Origin of the sequence: Limihaloglobus sulfuriphilus (assembly GCF_001999965.1) — a bacterium.
Lineage (GTDB): Bacteria > Planctomycetota > Phycisphaerae > Sedimentisphaerales > Sedimentisphaeraceae > Limihaloglobus > Limihaloglobus sulfuriphilus.
Map to the genome: position 1 here is coordinate 3,515,994 of NZ_CP019646.1, position 18,307 is coordinate 3,534,300.

The window sequence follows — 18,307 nt, forward strand, 5'->3', positions numbered from 1 at the left end:
GAATTTGTTGTCTGGGAAAGACATCTTGCGGATTTCTGTAAATCTGCTATAATATGAATGTTATAAGGAAAATCTCTTTGACATGCTCATATATCTACGCCGATTTTAATTTCAAATACAGGAAAACAGTTTATGAGTCACAAGAATTGCAGCCGACGTAAGTTTCTAAAAATATCCGGCATCAGCATGGCGGCTTTTGTGCTGCGGGGGAGTACGGCATCGCCTGCGGATAAACCCGCAAGAAGACCCAATATAATTTTTATCTATACCGACGATCAGGCCGCCTGGACGCCGGGTTATATCGGAAACAAACAGGCCAGAACGCCCAACATAGACCGGTTAGCTGCGCAGGGCGTGTATCTGGCCAATTCTTTTGTAACGACTCCGGTATGCAGCCCATCCAGAGCGGGTTTAATGACCGGCCGCTATGCCTCAGAGCTGGGGGTGCTTGATTTTATCCCGCATCCCGGTCATAAACTTTACGAGCCTGATAAACAGATAGGGCTCAGCCCCGACACAGTAACATTTGCCGAAGTCCTTGCCATGCAGGGATATACCAACGGTCTTGTCGGCAAATGGCATCTGGGAGACTGGACAGAAACCAGTGACAAAAAATATCATCCGCTTAATCACGGTTTTGATTACTTTATGGGTCTGACCGGCGGCGGGATCAGCCCGTCTGACCCGATTCTTGAAGAAAACTCTCAAGTGAAGCAGTTTAAAGGTTTAACAACAGATATACTGACAGATCGCGCCCTTGGTTTTGTCGAAAAGCATAAAGATGATACTTTCATGCTGTGCCTTAATTATCGGGCACCCCATAAGGCGTGGCTGCCGGTGGCAGATGCAGACTGGGCGCCTTATGAAAACATGGAGATGGAGATACCGAACCCGGATTATCCCGACCTGAATGTAAGAAAAGTCAAAACGATGATGAAAGAATATCTGGCCAGCATTGCCGGTATTGACCGCAATCTGGGCAGATTGCTTAAGCTGTTGGACGAACAGAATTTATCTGATAATACGGTTGTTATTTACAGCTCAGACCACGGCTACAATATGGGGCACAACGGCATCTGGCACAAAGGCAATGGTATCTGGGCGACTCACTCCGTCCCTGCTGATACAGAAAACATCAAGGGGAAATACCGTCCCAACCTCTATGATCAGTCACTCAGGGTGCCGGCCATCGTTCGCTGGCCGGGCATCGTAAAGGCCGGTTCGGTTATTACCGAGACGATCTCTAATCTCGATTGGTATCCAACCCTGGTCTCCATAGCAAATGCCAAAATGCCGGCAGGGCAGACAGTACGAGGCCGGGATTTTACGCCGCTGCTTCGCGGGCAGAAAATAGATGGCTGGGAAAACGGCCTTTATGCTGAATACAGCATGAGAAATTACTGCCGGACACATCTGCGGGCTTACCGAACACCGGAATGGAAACTTATTCGTGACTTTCTAAACCCCCAGCGTGATGAGCTTTATTGCCTGAAGAATGACCCGGCTGAAAATATAAATTTGATTAACAGCCGCAATCCCAACGTCAGGAAAGTTATTAAGGAACTTGACGAAAAGATACTTGAAAATGTTAAAAAGACATCTCCCTCTTTGATAGAGCCGTATCTAAAAAGATAATGAATACGAATCTTGCGTATCAGTAATCTTTGCTCTTTATGATTGAGACAATCAGCCAGATTCCTATCGCGGCGGCGGCGATATAGCCTGTGATTCCGAGTGTCTGCAATGTCAGTATGCCGAAGATGTGCCCGTCCTGTGATATCAACATGCTTGAGCCCACCAGCAGAGCCGCGGTTATCAGTGCGAAGCTGATGCGGTTGGAGCTTTTATCTAACGTGTTTGTGAGGTTTTCAAGATGTTCGTGATGCACCTTGAGCTGAAAATCTCCCTGGCGGACTTTGCTTATGATAGTATTCATGTCATCGGGCAGATGCGATGTCATTCTGGATATGTCGTTTGCGGCAGACCGCAGGTTTTTGAGCATCTGTTTGGGGTCAGTAAAGGGAGATGCGAGTTTTTTTGCGAAGGGTTTTATGTTTTCGATGATATCGAACTGCGGGTCAAGCGTGTTTGCGAACGATTCGATCGTCATCAGGCTCTTGAGCATCAGGGTGAATTGCGGCGGCGTGTTGAGCCGGTGTTTTCGTATAACGTTGAACGTCTGGATAATCACCTGTCCGATGGATATGTCCTTTAGCGGCATCTCGTAATTGGTGTTCAGTATGACCTCTATGTCTCTTCGCAGGACGTTTTCATCGGTATCGTCGGGCATAAGTTCCGCCCTTTGAAACGCTCTTATAAGCTGGTCTGCGTTGTTGTCTATGATCGAGAGAATCAGCTGTTTGAGCAGCTCTCTGTCCTGCGAGCCGAGCATTGCTGTCTGGCCGTAATCTATCGGTGCCAGCACGTTATCACCAATTACGAAGAAATTGCCCGGATGCGGGTCGGCATGGAAAAAGCCAAGATCAAATATCTGCCTCATGACAAAATTGCAGCCGCGTTTGGCTATGAGTTTCGGGTCAAGCCCGGCTTTGTTGAGCATCTCGAGCTGTGAAGGCTTTATTCCCTCGATATACTCCATGGTCAAAACCGCCTCGCAGCAGTAATCCTCGTAGATTTTGGGTATGTGTATTTCCGGTGTATCTTTGAAGTTACGGTAAAATCGCAGCTGGTTTTTCTTTTCTGTCTCCAGGTTTACTTCTTTCGAAACCGCCTCGGTGAATTCTGCCACGATTTTCTTTGGGTCGATCGGGTCTTTGCCGAACATGGTAACCTTTAGCAGGCCTGCTATGTCCTCGAGAATTTCACATTCCGTGTTGATTGTCTCAACGATACTGGGCCGCCTGATCTTCACGACAACCGGCGTGCCGCAGGGTAAAACCGCCCGATAAACCTGCGCAATGCTGCCGGCGGCGATGGGTTCAGGATCGAATTCATCAAAAATCTCGTCAACCTTGCCGCCGAGCTGATGTTCGAGCTCCTTAAAAATAGCCTCGGCTTTGACGGGCGAGACTTTATCCTGGAGTTTCTCGAGTTCTTTTATATAGCCCTCGGGTACCAGGTCGGGCCTTGTACTGAGCAGCTGGCCGAATTTTATGAAAGTCGGCCCCAGCTCCTCCAGTGCCATCCTGAAACGTTCGGGCTTGCTTCTGTGAATTATCTTGTTTCTGGCTTCTTCGCTGAATTTACCCTTGGAACGCATCCTGTAGCGAAGGCGCACGGCCTCGGCGGCTTCTTCGAGGCCGTATTTCATCAAGACACCGGTTATGTGCCGGTAACGGCGCAGCCGCCGGAAAGTGTGTTTTACGTTTTTAAACACTAAGCCTTATTTTCCTTTAAGGGCCTTGTCGATCTTGTCTTCAATTCTCGAGATATCTTCTTTGGTGGCAATATCCATGGAATTGATAGTTTTTTTGATTTCGTTGGATATGAGTTTTTCAAGGTCTTTGCGGGCATTTTCGGCAGAGTCCATAATGTCTTTTACAAAACCGCTGCGGGCGTCCCTGGCAACCTCGCCGCGTTTTACGGACTCCTCAAATATTTTCTCCGCCTTCTCACGTGTCATTGTAAGTGCCCCAATGCCGGCCATTGCTAATTTATCTAATGTTTCAAACATGGTTCAAAATCTCCTCTTTGCTAAAATAATATTAAGGTTTTATGCTCTTATCATACAATTATTTAACACTATTTTCAAGCATAATGTGGAGATACTTGAATTTGCCGAAGAAATACACGGCATTAAGCTAAAAACCAATCGGTGTTTGCCTTGATGAAATCATAGGTTATAATGGGTTTAAGCGGATTAAGCAGGACATTGCATTCTGTAACCAAATTTTCAAATGATATAACTTCTAATAAAAACGAGTTTTATAAGCGGAGTGTGAACATGAAAGTTAGAAGCCCGATAGCAGCAGGGCGTTTCTACCCTGCCTATGAAAATGAATGTGTGAGCGATATAAATGACTGCATCTCAAGGGCTTGCGATATTCCAAAGTCTGAATATCCGGTTATTGCCGGTATCGTGCCCCATGCCGGCTGGTTTTTCAGCGGAGCCGCGGCGGTAAAGGTGTTTCTCGCGGCTATCGAGAGCGGCGATGTTGAAACGTTTATTTTTCTCGGCGCCTGCCATGCGAGCTTCTCCCGAGGCTTCGATGTCTATGACGGGGACGGCTGGCAAAGCCCGTTTGGTATTGCAAAAATCAACAGGGAGATTTCAGAGGCTATCGCGGAATCGCACCCAAATGCCCGTTTTAACAATGAGCCGCACATGCATGAGCACAGTATTGAGGTGCAGGTGCCGTTTGTCCAGTATCTTTCGGGTGATTCTACAATCGCGGCGGTGAGCGTGCCGCCGGTTGACCAGGCTCCGGAGTTCGGCGAGTCACTGGCGGATGTCGTTAACGATTATGCCGGCGGCAGGGCGGTGGTGATCGCCTCGACCGACCTGACACATTACGGCAGCTCTTACGGCTTCACCCCTGCCGGCAAGGGCGAAGAAGGCGTAAAATGGGCGGCAGAACAGAACGACAAAAAGTTTATCGACCTTGCCCTTAAAATGGACTCTTCGGCTCTGCTTGAACACGCAAATGCAATGCAGGCAGCGTGCGGCGGCGGTGCGGCGGCAGCGGCGGTAAGTTTTGCCGCGGCTATGGGCCGGAGAAATGGCGTTCTGCTTGAGCAGACAAACAGCGCCAGGATAATGAGGGAAAGGCTCGGACGCGAAAGCAGCGATTCAGTAGGTTACGCGGCGATTGTTTACTGAGAATCAGACAATTCTCGTGTGTCTTTGTATTCACCAGGAGACATAACCAAATAATTCACCGAAAAACCATTTGTGATAGCCGCTGTGGCAGTTGTATTTTTCGCTGTAGCCTATTGTGTATATCATGCCGTCCGAGTTGTTCCATAACAGGTCGAAATGCCTGTTGAAATCTTTGTTTATTTTTTTTGAGCCCCTCACGGCGAGATCTGCCTCGAGATTTATGCCTTTTAGATTTTTGCCCGTCCAGTTTGCCGATCCTGTAATAAATTCATGTTTTCCCGTTTTCTCATTTGTAATACTCATGGTTTTAGCGTGGTTTTGCTCGCCGTGGGTTTCGTACCACCGGATATCCATGTTGAGGCAGAGCTGCTGTTTTTTCTCCATCAAATACGCCGCGACCTGTCTGTTTGGCGTGCCGTCTTTGACACTGTTAAATGCGTCTTTGTTTGGGTCGAGTATTAGCCGGATAGGGCAGTCGAGTCTCCCCGCGGCGTCAATGAGGGCCTGGACAATGTCGAGGTCCGAGAGGTAAAACATCTGTATCCTGACCTTGTCACTTTCGGAGGCGTTTTCAAGCATTGCGAGTATATGATTCTTAATCTCGAGTTCGGTGAGGAGGCGTATCTGAGGACTTTCAAGATTCTCTGCTGCGTTTTGTTCAGGGATTTTCACCTCTACAGCCGGCAGTATGTCTTCGAAATATGAATCCCGCCACTGCTTTTCGTCGCGGCTCCATTGGGCGCTGTAATGATTTGCGCTGTTTACAGCATCTTCACGCATGACCATGTATGTGTATTTTGCGCACTCGCCGCCGAATGTTATAGAGTGATTCGCAGAGCCGACGCTTGCGTTGTGAGGGTTTGCGGAGGATATCATAGCGTGGTACTCTTCGCCGGAGGCGGTAACAAGTATTTTTCGGTGGTTAGCCTTCATCGCAAGTGCGTTCCATAAGCTCGCCATTGAAACGCCTTCAGGGTTTAGGGGGTTATTTATCGGCAGCTCCCAACCAAACAAAAAGGTCAGGAGTTTGTTGGAATTGCCCATTGTAAGCTGATTTGCCAGATCGATAGTTACCCCAACAGGTTTGTGTATGTCAATCAGGTTGGCAGGCTTTGTGCCGTGAAGATTTGAATAGAAGATATCCACCCCGCCTCGCAGAAGCCGTTTTTCGGCGGGGCTCTGGAAGTCGCTGTAAGCTCGGTTGACAGGATCAAGTATCAGGGCGGCTTTTAGCCGGGGGTTTTGTGATTTACTTTCAAGGATGGTATCTGTTAGTTTTTCGGCGATGTGATCCATCGGCTGCTCAACCTTAAAAATGTCGAACAAAAACACCGTCGCGAATATCAGCTCTTCAGCCTCCCGAATCATTTCCAGTGTTTTCTCGCCTATACTGAGCCGTGAGAACTTTTTCTGGGTATCCGGGTTAAATCCGCTGTAGGAAATCTGAAGCTCCAGCTGTTCTTCTTCAACTGGAAACCATGGAGATTTTACATTTATTCTTGCCGGCTCATAGCTGTTTTGCTCTTCAAGTCTGTCTTGGCAGCCCGACATAAACAAAGTCGGCAGTGTAAAGACAGTGAGTAAAAGATATAGAAGAGTTTTTTTCTTTGTTGATATCACGGTTTACCGTTTGCGGTTTGATCTAAAGAGTTTATTTGTCTCTAAAATTTTCTGTATGCCAGACCTTCAAATACGGCTATAACTTCCTCCTCATCGTTTGTTACAGTGACGGAGTAGCTGCCCACGCGGCCTCGCGGATTTATCTCTTTTGCTTCCGCGTAGAGTGTTCCGGATTTTGTGGCTTTGATGAATGAAATATTTGTATTTATAGCCACTGCCACGTGGTCATGACTGTTAGACGCCGCGGCAAAGGTAAGATCAGCAAGGGTAAATATCGCTCCTCCCTGTACAATCCCCACACCGTTAAAATGAAACGGCTGAATTTCCATCTTTGCCTTTGCTCTGCCCTCGCCGGCTTCAATCAGCTCGATTCCGCAGTGTTTTGCGAATTTATCTTTTTCGCCTACGCTCATGTTAAATCCTCGCAAATATAAATGATTATCGTTTTTTCTAATTATATTCATAATGCGGTATATAGGTCAAGGCATTTATATTTTCCCGGGCAGGGTGGTGTGTGTCAATCGGCGCTTTAAATTAGGTCACTATGAGCGCGTTCAAAATGGGTCAGTTAAACCAGTTGTTATTTACTATTTTTAGTTTCATTTGTCAAGTTGGATTTGGATAAAACGATTATTTTCGACGTTATTGGGCAGATACGCCAGGCCTGTTTCGCCCGGACCGGCGGCCGGGTGAGAATGGGCCACCCAAAAAGCTCGTCGGAACCTGGCCGCCGCAAGCCGGGCGGGACAGGCCGGTTAAGACTGAGTCAGCCTTCATGGCCGGCTCTTTTCTCACAGGCACCATGCTCGGCACGGTCCTTGAGACGGTAGCTGCGGCCTGTGATGTTGATGATCTCAGCATGATGCAAAAACCTGTCCAGGATTGCGGTTGCCGATGGTACATCACCAATGAGCTTGCCCCAGTCTTCCAGCGGCCTGTTGGAGGTCATCATCGTGGATTTGTTTTCATATCGCCGCATAATGATCTCCAGCAGATACTCGCCGCAGCGTTTTGGCAGATGCTTGATGCCCATGTCATCGATTATCAGCAGCTCCGGCTTGAGATATCTGTTCATTACCTTATCCTGACAGGCAAAGGCATCTTCGTGCAGAAAATCCCTGGCAACATCAAATATCGAGCGGTACCGCACAGCCATGCCTGCCTTGACTGCCTGATAGCCTATCGCCTGACACAAATGACTCTTGCCCACACCCGGAGGGCCAAGCAGCAGAACATCAACGCCCTCACTGATAAAGCGGCATGTGGCCATATCAAATATCCGGCTTCTTTTAATCGAAGTATTGAACTGCCAGTCAAACTCCTCCAGTGTCTTGAGTTCTCTAAACCCGGCAGCCTTAATACCCCTTTGGATCTGGCGATGCTTTCTGACCAGCATCTCATCCTGCAGGATCAGTTCTAAAAACTCAGCATGAGTGAGGCTGTTGCCGGCTGCCTCCTGCAATCGAACTTCAAGTGTCTCAAGCATACCTGACAACCTTAGTGATTTTAATGTGTTATGCAGTGAATTGTTCATAATAATCTGCTCCTGAATAAGTTATGATTATTGTTCAGCCCAGAACCTCTCTTACGAATTCTCCGTAACTGGAGATATCTCTGATAATAGGGTGCTCATCTATAAATTCCATCTGGAGCTGCCTGTCACCGCCGTGTTTAATAATACTCCTGATGGTCTTCAATCGAAAAGCATTGTGGCTTAACGCTATTTTACATGCATTATCGATTTTGTTACCTTTATAGGTATTGGTCATATTCAGCAAGCCCAGAAGTACGCGGATACCAGGTATTCCTCTGGCCTCAAGCATCTGCAGGGCCCATCTCTCGGCATTGTCACCTATCAGACTGACTCGTTCAAGCATCCATACAACGCCGTTTTCTATCTTTGTTCTTTTCTCTGAATGAATATGTCCGTCCTGAGTCTGGAATCTGCCCGGCTCAACTTTAGCGTGAACAACAATCTGCTCCATGCTGCGGTTAAATACTCTTACCATATGGCCGTCCCATCTTGCCCATACCTTGCGGCCGGTATATTCCGGAGGCACCGAGTAATAGGTCCTCTCTACCTCTATATGGCCGTCCCTGTGAACGGACCGCTGAGCTTCTGTAAATGAAGGAAACCTTCCAACCGGAAGCCTCAATAAAGCAGGCTTTTCCTGTTCTGTGAACAATTTGCCTACCTGCTTGCGGGTAGTGCCGTGAATACGGGTATCGGCAATACGGCTCTCCCAGCTGAGAAGAAACTGATTCTGCTCTGAGAGGCTCTTAAAGCTGCGGCCCTTGAGGGCGTTATTTTTGACATATGCTACTGCTTTTTCAACCTTACCCTTGTGTCTTGGGGTATACGGCTTACAGGGTAAAATGGCGGTACCGTAATGACGGCAGAATGACACTATTTTTGGGTGTATCTCAGGATCATACCAGTCAGCTTTGTTTACAGCAGCTTTAAGATTATCTATTATCAGTGTTTGCGGAACACCGCCAAAGTGGTGAAAAGCGTTTTCCAGGCAATTTATAAAGTTATCGCCGGTCTGCCTGAAAACTGCCTCGCTGTAGGATTTACGGGAGAAGCTAAGCACTACCCGTATTACATGAGTTCTTTTTCGTCTGCCATCTTTCGTTATTACCGGTGCACCCGTACCAAAATCTATCTGAGCCTCTTCACCGGGCCTGCATTCAAGACGCCTGAACGGAACAGGCGAATTTTTACTGAGGCGGTTGACAAACCTGCGAACGCTGTGGTAGCTGACATCAGAGCCGTGGTCGTCACGAAGATCCTGCCATATACGCCGGCGGCTGAGCCCCATATCCAGCTTGTTCTTAATTATTTCACGGTAAGGCTCACAATTGCTTACCGGACCGGTTGAGCTTTGGGCCACCGACCCGGGAGGCGCGTTAGTGACCTGTTTTGAATTATCATTGTCTGATTTTGCATACTTACGCACCGTATCCAGGTGGATGCCAAGCTCTCTGGATATACGCCTGCAAGACCAGTTACGCTCTCTTAATGTCTGTATTACACTTCTTTTAGTCATTTTTAGATAGTTCGCCATAAAGACCTCCGTTATATTTTCGATAATATCGATAATATAACGACTCTAAGGCAAAAACTTCCTTTCAAAATGACCTATTTTGACCCGCTCATTACTGACCTGTTTTCAGCGCCGCTTAACAGGTGTGTGACATTTTTTTGTGGCGGCGATGTGTTGTAAGGTAGTTATTGTAGAGAGAATTCACGAATTCTCTCAAAAACGTCAATATGGAGCAGATTTATATAAAAACAGTAACTTAGGTTCAATTTCTGCATGGTTTGCAAATGTTCATGCAGGAGCAAATTCGTGAATTTGCTCTACAGTCGCATTTTGGGTAAATATAGATTGAAACACATCATCAAATATCCCTAATAGTTCAATTAAAATATCACACACTCCGAGTCCGCGGCATGAAAACAAAAAAGCAGGCTTCCTGCGAAACCTGCTTGTCGGTAAAAAAGAATATTGTAGTTATGTGTTCAGGAGAGTGGGCGAACACCGCCTGTAAGAAACGGCATCCGCCCGAGGCTCTATTACTTAAGGAAGAGCATTTCCGCGTAAGTCGGCAGCGGCCACTGGGCAGCATCAACCAGGGTCTCAAGTTTGTCCGCAGACATTCTGACCTTATCCATAGAAGGAATGACACCGTTGCAGAAACATTCAGCTGATTCAGCGGTGCATTCTTTTTCTTCTGCGGCCGTCAACGATTTTTCCAGGGCTGTGATGGCCGATTTGAGTTTCTTTGTTTCAGAGCTTATCTCATCGAGCATTTCCTTGTAAACAGACGCATCCGAACCGCTGGAGGTAACACCGTTAACCGTCTGGGCAAGATTGAGGCTGTACTTGACAACGGCGGGCAGTATCTGCCTCTTGGCAATGTTTATTGTCGCCTTTGCCTCTATCGCAATGGTAGTGGCGTAATTTTCAAGCATTATCTCCTGGCGGGCTTTCAACTCACCCTTTGAGAGAACGCCGTGCTTTTCGAAAACATCTACAAACGCTGGTTCTGTAATTGTATTGAGAGCTTCAACAGATTTTCTCATGTTTGGCAGGGTTCTTTTTTCTGCCTCTGTCACCCAGTCCTGCGAGTAGTTATCGCCGTTAAAAACGATTTTTCCGTTTTCTTTGGAAATTTTCTGTAGAAACTCTCCCGCGGCCTTAATCTTGTCATCGGAGCTTTCGAGTTTGTCAGCTATTTCGCTGAGCACCTCAGCCACAATGGTATTAAGGACAAAATTCGGGCCTGATACGGACTGGCTTGAGCCGACCATTCTGAACTCGAATTTGTTGCCGGTAAAGGCAAACGGTGAAGTTCTGTTTCTGTCAGTAGTGTCTTTTGGCAGCTCTGGCAGCGTTGTAACTCCGAGTTTTATTTTTCCGCCTTCTTTGCATGATGTAGCCGGGCCTTTTGCAAGTGTGGTAAATATCTCATTGAGCTGGTCACCGAGGAACACCGATACGATAGCCGGAGGGGCTTCGTTTGCTCCGAGGCGGTGGTCGTTGCCGGCGCTGGCAACTGAGGCCCTGAGCAGTTTAGCGTATTTGTCAACAGCTCTGACTACCGAGCATAAAAAGATAAGGAACACCATGTTTTCATGCGGGGTAGAACCGGGATCAAGCAGGTTGATGCCGTCGTCTGTGCATAAACTCCAGTTGTTATGTTTTCCCGAGCCGTTTACGCCGGCAAAGGGTTTTTCGTGAAGCAGACATTCAAACCCGCAGCGTTTGGCGACCTTCTTCATCGCTTCCATCGTAAGCTGATTCTGGTCGGAGCTTAGATTTATAGACGAGAAAACGGGGGCCATTTCGTACTGGGCCGGCGAGACTTCGTTGTGCTGTGTCTTTGCGGAGACGCCGAGCTTCCAGAGCTCTATATTGAGCCTGTTCATATACGTGGCGACTCTCTCGTCGAGTGAGCCGAAGTAGTGGTCGTCCATTTCCTGGCCCTTGGGAGAGGGGCTTCCAAACAATGTTCTGCCGGCCATGACAAGGTCAATACGTTTTTCAACGAATTTCCTGTCAATCAGGAAGTATTCCTGTTCGCTGCCCAGGGTGGCCCCGACGCGTTTTGAAGTAGTGTTTCCCAGTGCCCTCAGAACTCTCATTGCGTGCTTGTTAAGAGCCTCCATCGAACGCAGAAGCGGCGTTTTTTTATCGAGCGCTTCGCCTGTATAAGAACAGAACGCACAGGGGATATACAGGGTCGTGTTTTCGCCGTCTTCTTTTATAAAGACAGGTGAAGTGCAGTCCCAGGCGGTATAGCCGCGAGCCTCAAAAGTAGCTCTCAAACCGCCCGAAGGAAATGAAGATGCATCCGGCTCGCCCTGTGTCAGTTCTTTGCCGCTGAACTCCATAATCACTGTTCCCTCGTTTGTAGGAGCTATGAAGGAGTCGTGTTTCTCGGCCGTGAAGCCCGTCATGGGCTGGAACCAGTGGCAGTAATGGGTCGCACCCTTCTCGATAGCCCAATCCTTCATTGCGTTGGCAATTACGTCTGCCAGCGCGGGATCAAGCGGTTCGCATTCTTTTACTGTCTTCTTGAAAGACTTATAGATGTTTTTGGGCAGTCTTTCCTGCATTGCCTCATCGTTAAAGACGTTGATGCCGAAAAGCTCGTTCACCGAAACTTTGGTCTGGGACATTTATAATTCCTTTCTGTTTTGACTCTATAGTAAACCATTGCAGAGTTTACGTCCGCTAAGTAATCAATAATACTACACAGCCCTCAATTGGCTGCTGCATAAACTGTTTTTTATATCAGCAATACTTGTGCCTGGAAATCGTTTTATTTGTTTTTATAAACCTAAATCATTTTATAATATGAGTTTAAAAAAAACTTTTTTTTATAATTAACAGGTTATTTCTCTTGAATTTAAATACAAAATTGTAGCCCTGGCTTGGTGGAATACAAAATTGTAGTAAAAATATGCCGTACTCTGCGATCCCGTGCGTTGCGAATCGTTTGAGAGAACTAAATTTAAAGAAGTTTTCTGTTTTCAGCCGTTTATGCAGTGTCTTATCAGTTTGCGGCTGTTTGCAAGCCGCGGCAAACACCTTTGACACTGCCCGAAATCGAAGTCAATAATATTTCTTTTTTGTTGAAACGTCAACAAAATTGTATATACTTCAGTCACGTTTACAAAAATGTAAACTTATTTGTCTTAGTTTATGTTTTTTATTGGTCAAATTGTAGTAATATTGAGGGCAAAATGCCGGCCGCATTACCAAAAGAAGTCAAACTTCTCAGCGACATAGCCAGTGCTTTGGCTTCTACCCAGGAGCTTAACCAGACATTAGAAAGAATTCTATGCCTGCTTGATACCCATCTGGGCCTTCAGAGGGGTTCGGTGTATCTTCTCAACAAAGAGACCGAGCAGCTTGAGCTCATGGTTGCCCACGGTGTTGCCGAGGAGAGCAAAAAAAACGCGGTATATCAGATAGGTGAAGGGCTCACCGGTACGGTTTTCAAGTCTGGAGAGTCTATTATCGTGCCGGATGTTACCAAAGACCCCCGTTTTCTCGGTAAGGCGGGAACTCCGGTTGCCGGCAAAGGCAAAATGATAGCTTTTTTCTGTCTGCCGATAAAGCTCGAGGGTAAAACCATAGGCACAATAAGTGTCAGCCGCGAGTCAAAATCTGACAGTACGTTTCTGACAAACGCCAGCCTTCTCAATGTCATTGCCACCATGGTCGGCCAGGCGGTTAAGCTCGCTCAGAAACTCGAGAAAGAACGCACCGGCTGGCAGGAGGAAAACCGCAAACTTAGAGAGCAGCTCAGAAACAGATTTGATGTTCATAACATGGTCGGCTCATCCAACGCCATGCAGGGGGTTTATCAGCTTATAGAACAGGTTGCGGAAAGCAACGCAACAGTCATGATACGCGGCGAGAGCGGCACGGGCAAGGACCTGGTAGCCCATGCGATACATTATAAAAGCCTGCGTGCGGAAAAGCCCTTTGTCAAGATTAACTGTACTGCGCTTCCGGAGTCTCTGCTTGAGAGCGAGCTCTTTGGACACGAAAAAGGCGCCTTTACCGGCGCGATTGAGCGTAAAAAGGGCCGGTTCGAAATGGCAAAGGGCGGAACAATATTTCTGGACGAAATCGGCGATTTCACCCCCGGTCTCCAGGTTAAGCTGCTCAGGGTAATTCAGTTCAGAGAGTTTGAACGCGTCGGCGGCTCGGAAACCATAGAGGCCAATGTCCGGATTGTAGTTGCAACGCACAAACATCTTGAAAAACTCATAGAGACCGGCGAGTTCAGAGAAGATTTGTATTACAGAATAAATGTATTCCCGATATTCCTGCCGCCGCTTCGGGAGAGAAAAGATGATATAATGCTGCTGGCAGATTACTTCCTCGAGAAATTCAGCAAGGAAAATCGAAAGCGGATAACACGCCTTTCCACGCCGGCTATTGAGATGCTGACAAGCTATCACTGGCCCGGTAATATACGCGAGCTGGAAAACTGCATCGAGCGGGCGGTATTGATGTGCAACGAAGATGTAATCCGAAGCGAGCACCTGCCGCCGTCACTGCAGATGGTTCGGCGAAGATCCGCGCCCGGCCGGACACTGCCGGAGATGGTTGAGAATCTCGAGCGTGAACTGATAGTGGATTCGCTCAAGAAAACCGGCGGTCATCAGCGAAAAGCCGCCGCGGAGCTTGGCCTGACAGAGAGAATGCTCGGATACAAGGTAAAAAAATACGGTATATATCCTAAACAGTTAGTATAAAGGGACTTGAGGCTAAAATAAAAGCAGGTGCCGTCCCGGCCTTCAGCCGGCCTGGAAATGTCTGTCTTTTGAGTGCAGCCTCAATTAGAATTATGTTTTGTAAAAATTGCGGAAAACAGATCGAGGACGGTTCAAAATTCTGCCCTGAGTGCGGCGAGTCGCAATACGGCCACCAGCCCAGCGAGCCTGATTCAGTGCAGGCACAAAAGAAGCTGATCTACTACGGCACATTAGCCTCTCTTGCAGGGATTATTATAGGTATTTATATTAAGCAAATACACATAGTGGTTGTCTCGGCGCTTGGGTTTATGGTAGGTGCGTTTAAAATTAATGAGCTCAGGAAAAGATGAAGACGATAGACCAGACTGTTAAGCAATACGAATCCGCGGCGGACAACATGCTCAACGCTGTTGAGGTGGAATTCAATTCCCGCCTGGAGAATCTCTTTTGTGGGCTTGGAGATGGTTCGCTTACTCCGGAATTGTTCTCCGGCAAAAGACTTCGCAGCCGGCTCTTTGTTATATTTGCTCTTTCCGGCGGTTTAAGCCTTGATGCAGAGCCGGATACCTGTTCGCTTGCCGCGGCAGTTGAGCTGCTGCATGAGGCGTCTCTGCTTCATGATGATGTAATAGATTCTGCTCAAATCCGCCGGCACAAACCTTCTGTAAGCTCTGCTGACGGGAATAAAAAAGCGGTCTTGCTGGGCGATCTTTTGATAACAGAGGCGTTTTCGGCGATACCTGATGGTTTCATAAGTAAAACTGTGGGGCTTTTCGTAAGAACCACCGCCAATATGTGCAGAGCGGAACTGTCGCAGATAAATTCTGACCCGATGAGCGGCATGGATAAATATCTGGAGATAATAGGGGGTAAAACTGCGTCTCTGTTTTCGCTCGGAGCCAGGCTGGGCGCTTTGGCGGGGGGCTGTTCCGCCTCTGAGTCGGCATCAGCGGCAGAGTTTGGAAGAGCTTTCGGCATTGCCTACCAGATGGCGGACGATTACTGCGATATGTTTGCCGCATCTGAACGCACCGGCAAACCGCGGTTTCAGGACATTAAAACCGGCATAGCGACATTGCCCCTGATAGTTGCCAAAGAAGTTATGCCGCCGAATGAATTTTCACGTCTGCTCGAACTTATATCAGATTCACAGGCTGATGCCGCGGCTGAACTGCTGCGGGAGCATAGAGTTGATTATTACGCTTCAAGGCTGATAAAAGACAGTTGCGGCGAAAGTTTTTCCCGTTTATGGCTCGAAGAATCTGATCCTGCCTTTATTCTGCTCAAATCTCTTTCTCAAAGCTGTTTTGGAGAATTTACATATTTATAGCCGGCAGGTTCTGTGAATTATATGTTCTTCTTTAGTAGTTACTTATAATTTTTTGCAGTGCCGGAGGAGAGCTTTTTGTGAATTTTTTATTTTTAGATGTTTTATTGTTCTGATTTTGGCGGATCAATAGGGTTTTGCAGTTAAGTCTTTGTTGTTAAAGAGTATAAGACTTTTTGTATGCCTGGATGCACTTGCGGCAGGCGGTATTTATTGCAGTTTTTACTGAAAAAATGTTGCAATGAATCAAAAAGAAGGTATATTCCCCTATCTAATTGTAGATATAACATAAATTAAAATAATTGAAAGGTCATAAAAAAGCATGATTAAAGTACGATCGAGAGTTGGTGAATCTGTTCAGCAGATGGTAAAAAGATTCAAAAAAATGTGTGAAAAAGAAGGTCTCATTCGTGATATGAAGCGTAACAGCTATTACGAGAAGCCCTCTGAGAAAAATCGTCGTCGTCGCAAACGCGGTGGCGGACCCCGCTGATTTTACCAGCAGAAATTCTGCTGATCCCTTTGTAAGGGATCGGTATCTTACATCAATTCACCAGCTTTGTTTGTCTTCCCAGTTATGTTTTTTGCCGGTTACGGCAGTTGTGATCGAAAACCATCCTAAAAGGTTTCGTAGAGATGCCTCGTTTGAGACAGTAAAAAATAACCCTGTTCTTTGAACAAGAGAGAAAAAATGATAAAGAAGGCCGACAAACGTGCTTCTGGAACAGCTGTAAAGTGTGATGAAACACTGCTGAGCCAAGAAGAACTTAATCATTTTCAGCAGCTTTTGCTTGATAAACTCAAAGAAATCATCGGTGATGTTCACCATATAGAAGAGGATGTGCTCCGAATGACTCGGGGCGAATCGTCCGGTGACCTCTCCTCGATGCCCATGCACATGGCAGACATCGGCACAGATAACTTTGAACAGGAGTTTTCCCTTAACCTCGTTGATTCTGAGCGTAAAATCCTCAAATTGATTTATGAAGCTCTGGCAAGGATGGCGGAAAACAAGTACGGTATATGTCTTGGTACATCTACCATGATCGGCAAACCTCGTCTCGAGGCAATGCCCTGGGCTAAATACTGCATTGAATACGCCCGCATGGTAGAAAAAGGCAAGATCGAAGAAGGCGACACCATCGACTACGATGAGCTTGTAGCCATGCTGTAGCTTTGCTGCTGTTCTGTCTGAGACATTAAACACCTATCATTGAGTCTTTTGATGAAGAAGGATTCAAATATACAAAAATGCCGCGCCTGCGGCAGAGATTTTCAAGTCCGCGTTGAGGGTGTCCTAAACCCTTCATACCCATTCTGTTCTGACCGCTGCCGGTTTTCTGACCTCAATTCATGGCTTGAAACCGATTACAACATTCCCGTTAAAGAGCGGGATTATGAGCTTGAAGATTGAGCTGTCTTGCTCTCCCGCGCCGGGGTCAGGTAATTGCTTTTGCGGCAGATGTTTGAGCAGGCCAGATGTTTTTACAGTTAATCCGGTTCTAATGCTTGCAAATCCCGCCTTGTAGTATATAATCCACTTAACAGAGGGTCGAGCCCCCTGTGAATAATGCAACATTTATATTTCGTGTTCACTTGAACTGAACGCAGGATTTTTATCCAGGGGTAAATTATTATACAGGCAGCCTGCGGGCTGTAAAAAAATATTATTAAAGTGAGGTTGCTATGCTGCTATACATTGTTCGCGGGCTTTTTATAATTATCTTCTGCACGGTTTTGTTCCTGTCGCTGAATAACGTCGTTGAATCACAGGCGGTAATCTACGACACAAATCTATTTATCGGAATACTCGCGGCAGTCATCTTGGCGATAGTGGTTCTGGTGATTGACTGGCTTACTCCAAAAAAAGTAGTCTCATCTCTGGCGGGAGTCTTTTTCGGCCTGCTGGTTGGTATCCTTTTTTCAAGCCTTGTTGCAAGCCCGTTTATTGAGGCAATTAACCTGCTCTACAACATCGGGCTCGAGGAAGAGCAGATAAGCATGAGTCAGTGGCTTGTTTCGATATGTATCTGTTATCTTACCGTCAGTATCGTTATCCGGACAAAGGATGATGTGCGTTTTATAATCCCCTATGTAGAATTTGCACGTCAAAGCAAGGGTATCAGGCCGCTTGTGCTGGATTCTTCTGTGATAATAGACGGCAGGATCTCCGAGCTTGTAGATACAAAGGTTTTTGACGCGCCCTTTATTGTGCCGCGTTTTATACTAAATGAGCTTCAGCTGCTCAGCGACTCCGCCGACAAGCTAAAGCGTGCCCGCGGCCGCAGAGGCCTCGACCTGCTGGCGAAGTTGCAGGCAAACCCCAACGTTGAGGTTACGATGGACGATACACCGCCGCCCGGCGTTGATCATAAATCACCTGTTGACCACAAGCTCGTGGCGTTCACCAAAACCGTTGACGGCAGGCTGGTTACAACAGATTTTAACCTCGCCAAAGTCGCTCAGCTTCGGGAACTGGATATCGTCAATATCAATGACATTGCCCGCGCACTTAGGCCGGTGGTTCTGCCCGGCGAAGAGCTTGTAGTAACTGTGCTTAAGGCCGGCGAAGAAGACAACCAGGGTATAGCCTATCTTGAAGACGGTACTATGGTTGTCGTTGACGGCGGCAACAGGGTCATAGGCAAGACGGTAAGTGCTACGGTAACCAGCTCTCTTCAGACCTCCGCGGGTAAGATGATATTCGCAAAATTCGGTCAAGGCAGCGGAAATAATCAGGACGATAACCGCGGCCGCCAGGGCGGCAGACGCCCGGAGAGCAGACAGCGGCGATAAA

Annotated in this window: 16 protein-coding genes; 9 read left to right on the forward strand and 7 right to left on the reverse strand. The window is 47.2% G+C overall.

What is annotated here, in order from left to right:
• The first annotated feature begins 132 nt into the window (after positions 1 to 132).
• The gene (locus SMSP2_RS13475) at positions 133 to 1,635 is read left to right on the forward strand and encodes a sulfatase family protein (RefSeq protein WP_146684557.1); all 1,503 of its coding nucleotides are present in this window, start codon (positions 133 to 135) and stop codon (positions 1,633 to 1,635) included.
• Positions 1,636 to 1,654: 19 nt separating this feature from the next.
• Here SMSP2_RS13475 and SMSP2_RS13480 read toward each other — a convergent pair whose 3' ends face one another.
• Together SMSP2_RS13480 and SMSP2_RS13485 are read right to left on the reverse strand one after the other, a co-directional pair.
• Positions 1,655 to 3,337, reverse strand: a complete 1,683-nt coding sequence (locus SMSP2_RS13480) for an ABC1 kinase family protein (RefSeq protein WP_146684558.1) — start codon at positions 3,335 to 3,337, stop codon at positions 1,655 to 1,657.
• 6 nt (positions 3,338 to 3,343) lie between these two features.
• Positions 3,344 to 3,634: a phasin family protein gene (locus tag SMSP2_RS13485; RefSeq protein WP_146684559.1), complete on the reverse strand. Its 291-nt coding sequence runs from the start codon at positions 3,632 to 3,634 to the stop codon at positions 3,344 to 3,346.
• A 270-nt stretch (positions 3,635 to 3,904) separates the two neighbouring features.
• Between SMSP2_RS13485 and amrB the strand changes: the two genes are divergently transcribed.
• Positions 3,905 to 4,780 carry an AmmeMemoRadiSam system protein B gene (amrB, locus tag SMSP2_RS13490; RefSeq protein ID WP_186804743.1) on the forward strand — a complete coding sequence of 292 codons (876 nt, stop codon included), beginning with the start codon at positions 3,905 to 3,907 and terminating at the stop codon, positions 4,778 to 4,780.
• 30 nt (positions 4,781 to 4,810) lie between these two features.
• Here the strand turns inward: amrB and SMSP2_RS13495 are convergent, their stop codons facing one another.
• From SMSP2_RS13495 to SMSP2_RS13515, 5 genes are all read right to left on the reverse strand, one after another.
• Complete coding sequence (locus tag SMSP2_RS13495; protein ID WP_146684561.1) at positions 4,811 to 6,331, reverse strand: phospholipase D-like domain-containing protein; 1,521 nt, start codon at positions 6,329 to 6,331, stop codon at positions 4,811 to 4,813.
• A 110-nt stretch (positions 6,332 to 6,441) separates the two neighbouring features.
• Entirely contained in the window at positions 6,442 to 6,813 is a 372-nt protein-coding gene (locus tag SMSP2_RS13500) for a PaaI family thioesterase (protein ID WP_146684562.1), read from the reverse strand.
• 353 nt (positions 6,814 to 7,166) lie between these two features.
• The gene (gene istB, locus SMSP2_RS13505; RefSeq protein WP_146683605.1) at positions 7,167 to 7,934 is read right to left on the reverse strand and encodes an IS21-like element helper ATPase IstB; all 768 of its coding nucleotides are present in this window, start codon (positions 7,932 to 7,934) and stop codon (positions 7,167 to 7,169) included.
• A gap of 34 nt (positions 7,935 to 7,968) precedes the next feature.
• On the reverse strand, positions 7,969 to 9,450 hold the full coding sequence (gene istA, locus SMSP2_RS13510) for an IS21 family transposase (RefSeq protein WP_186804653.1): 1,482 nt from the start codon (positions 9,448 to 9,450) through the stop codon (positions 7,969 to 7,971).
• Positions 9,451 to 9,980: 530 nt separating this feature from the next.
• Positions 9,981 to 12,089, reverse strand: a complete 2,109-nt coding sequence (locus SMSP2_RS13515; protein WP_146684563.1) for a glutamine synthetase III family protein — start codon at positions 12,087 to 12,089, stop codon at positions 9,981 to 9,983.
• A 567-nt stretch (positions 12,090 to 12,656) separates the two neighbouring features.
• Between SMSP2_RS13515 and SMSP2_RS13520 the strand changes: the two genes are divergently transcribed.
• The 7 genes from SMSP2_RS13520 (at position 12,657) to SMSP2_RS13550 (ending at position 18,306) form a co-directional block, all read left to right on the forward strand.
• Positions 12,657 to 14,183 carry a sigma-54 interaction domain-containing protein gene (locus SMSP2_RS13520; RefSeq protein ID WP_186804744.1) on the forward strand — a complete coding sequence of 509 codons (1,527 nt, stop codon included), beginning with the start codon at positions 12,657 to 12,659 and terminating at the stop codon, positions 14,181 to 14,183.
• Positions 14,184 to 14,275: 92 nt separating this feature from the next.
• Positions 14,276 to 14,533 carry a zinc-ribbon domain-containing protein gene (locus SMSP2_RS13525; protein WP_146684564.1) on the forward strand — a complete coding sequence of 86 codons (258 nt, stop codon included), beginning with the start codon at positions 14,276 to 14,278 and terminating at the stop codon, positions 14,531 to 14,533.
• Positions 14,530 to 15,513 (forward strand): polyprenyl synthetase family protein, encoded by a 984-nt coding sequence (locus tag SMSP2_RS13530; RefSeq protein ID WP_146684565.1) that lies wholly within the window; start codon positions 14,530 to 14,532, stop codon positions 15,511 to 15,513. Before SMSP2_RS13525 ends, SMSP2_RS13530 begins: the two co-directional genes overlap by 4 nt.
• Positions 15,514 to 15,832: 319 nt before the next feature.
• Positions 15,833 to 16,003 carry a 30S ribosomal protein S21 gene (gene rpsU / locus SMSP2_RS13535; RefSeq protein ID WP_146684566.1) on the forward strand — a complete coding sequence of 57 codons (171 nt, stop codon included), beginning with the start codon at positions 15,833 to 15,835 and terminating at the stop codon, positions 16,001 to 16,003.
• A 198-nt stretch (positions 16,004 to 16,201) separates the two neighbouring features.
• The gene (locus SMSP2_RS13540; RefSeq protein ID WP_146684567.1) at positions 16,202 to 16,684 is read left to right on the forward strand and encodes a TraR/DksA family transcriptional regulator; all 483 of its coding nucleotides are present in this window, start codon (positions 16,202 to 16,204) and stop codon (positions 16,682 to 16,684) included.
• A gap of 51 nt (positions 16,685 to 16,735) precedes the next feature.
• Positions 16,736 to 16,924 (forward strand): DNA gyrase inhibitor YacG, encoded by a 189-nt coding sequence (yacG, locus tag SMSP2_RS13545; protein ID WP_146684568.1) that lies wholly within the window; start codon positions 16,736 to 16,738, stop codon positions 16,922 to 16,924.
• A gap of 272 nt (positions 16,925 to 17,196) precedes the next feature.
• Positions 17,197 to 18,306 (forward strand): PIN/TRAM domain-containing protein, encoded by a 1,110-nt coding sequence (locus tag SMSP2_RS13550; RefSeq protein WP_146684569.1) that lies wholly within the window; start codon positions 17,197 to 17,199, stop codon positions 18,304 to 18,306.
• Position 18,307: the final 1 nt, after the last annotated feature.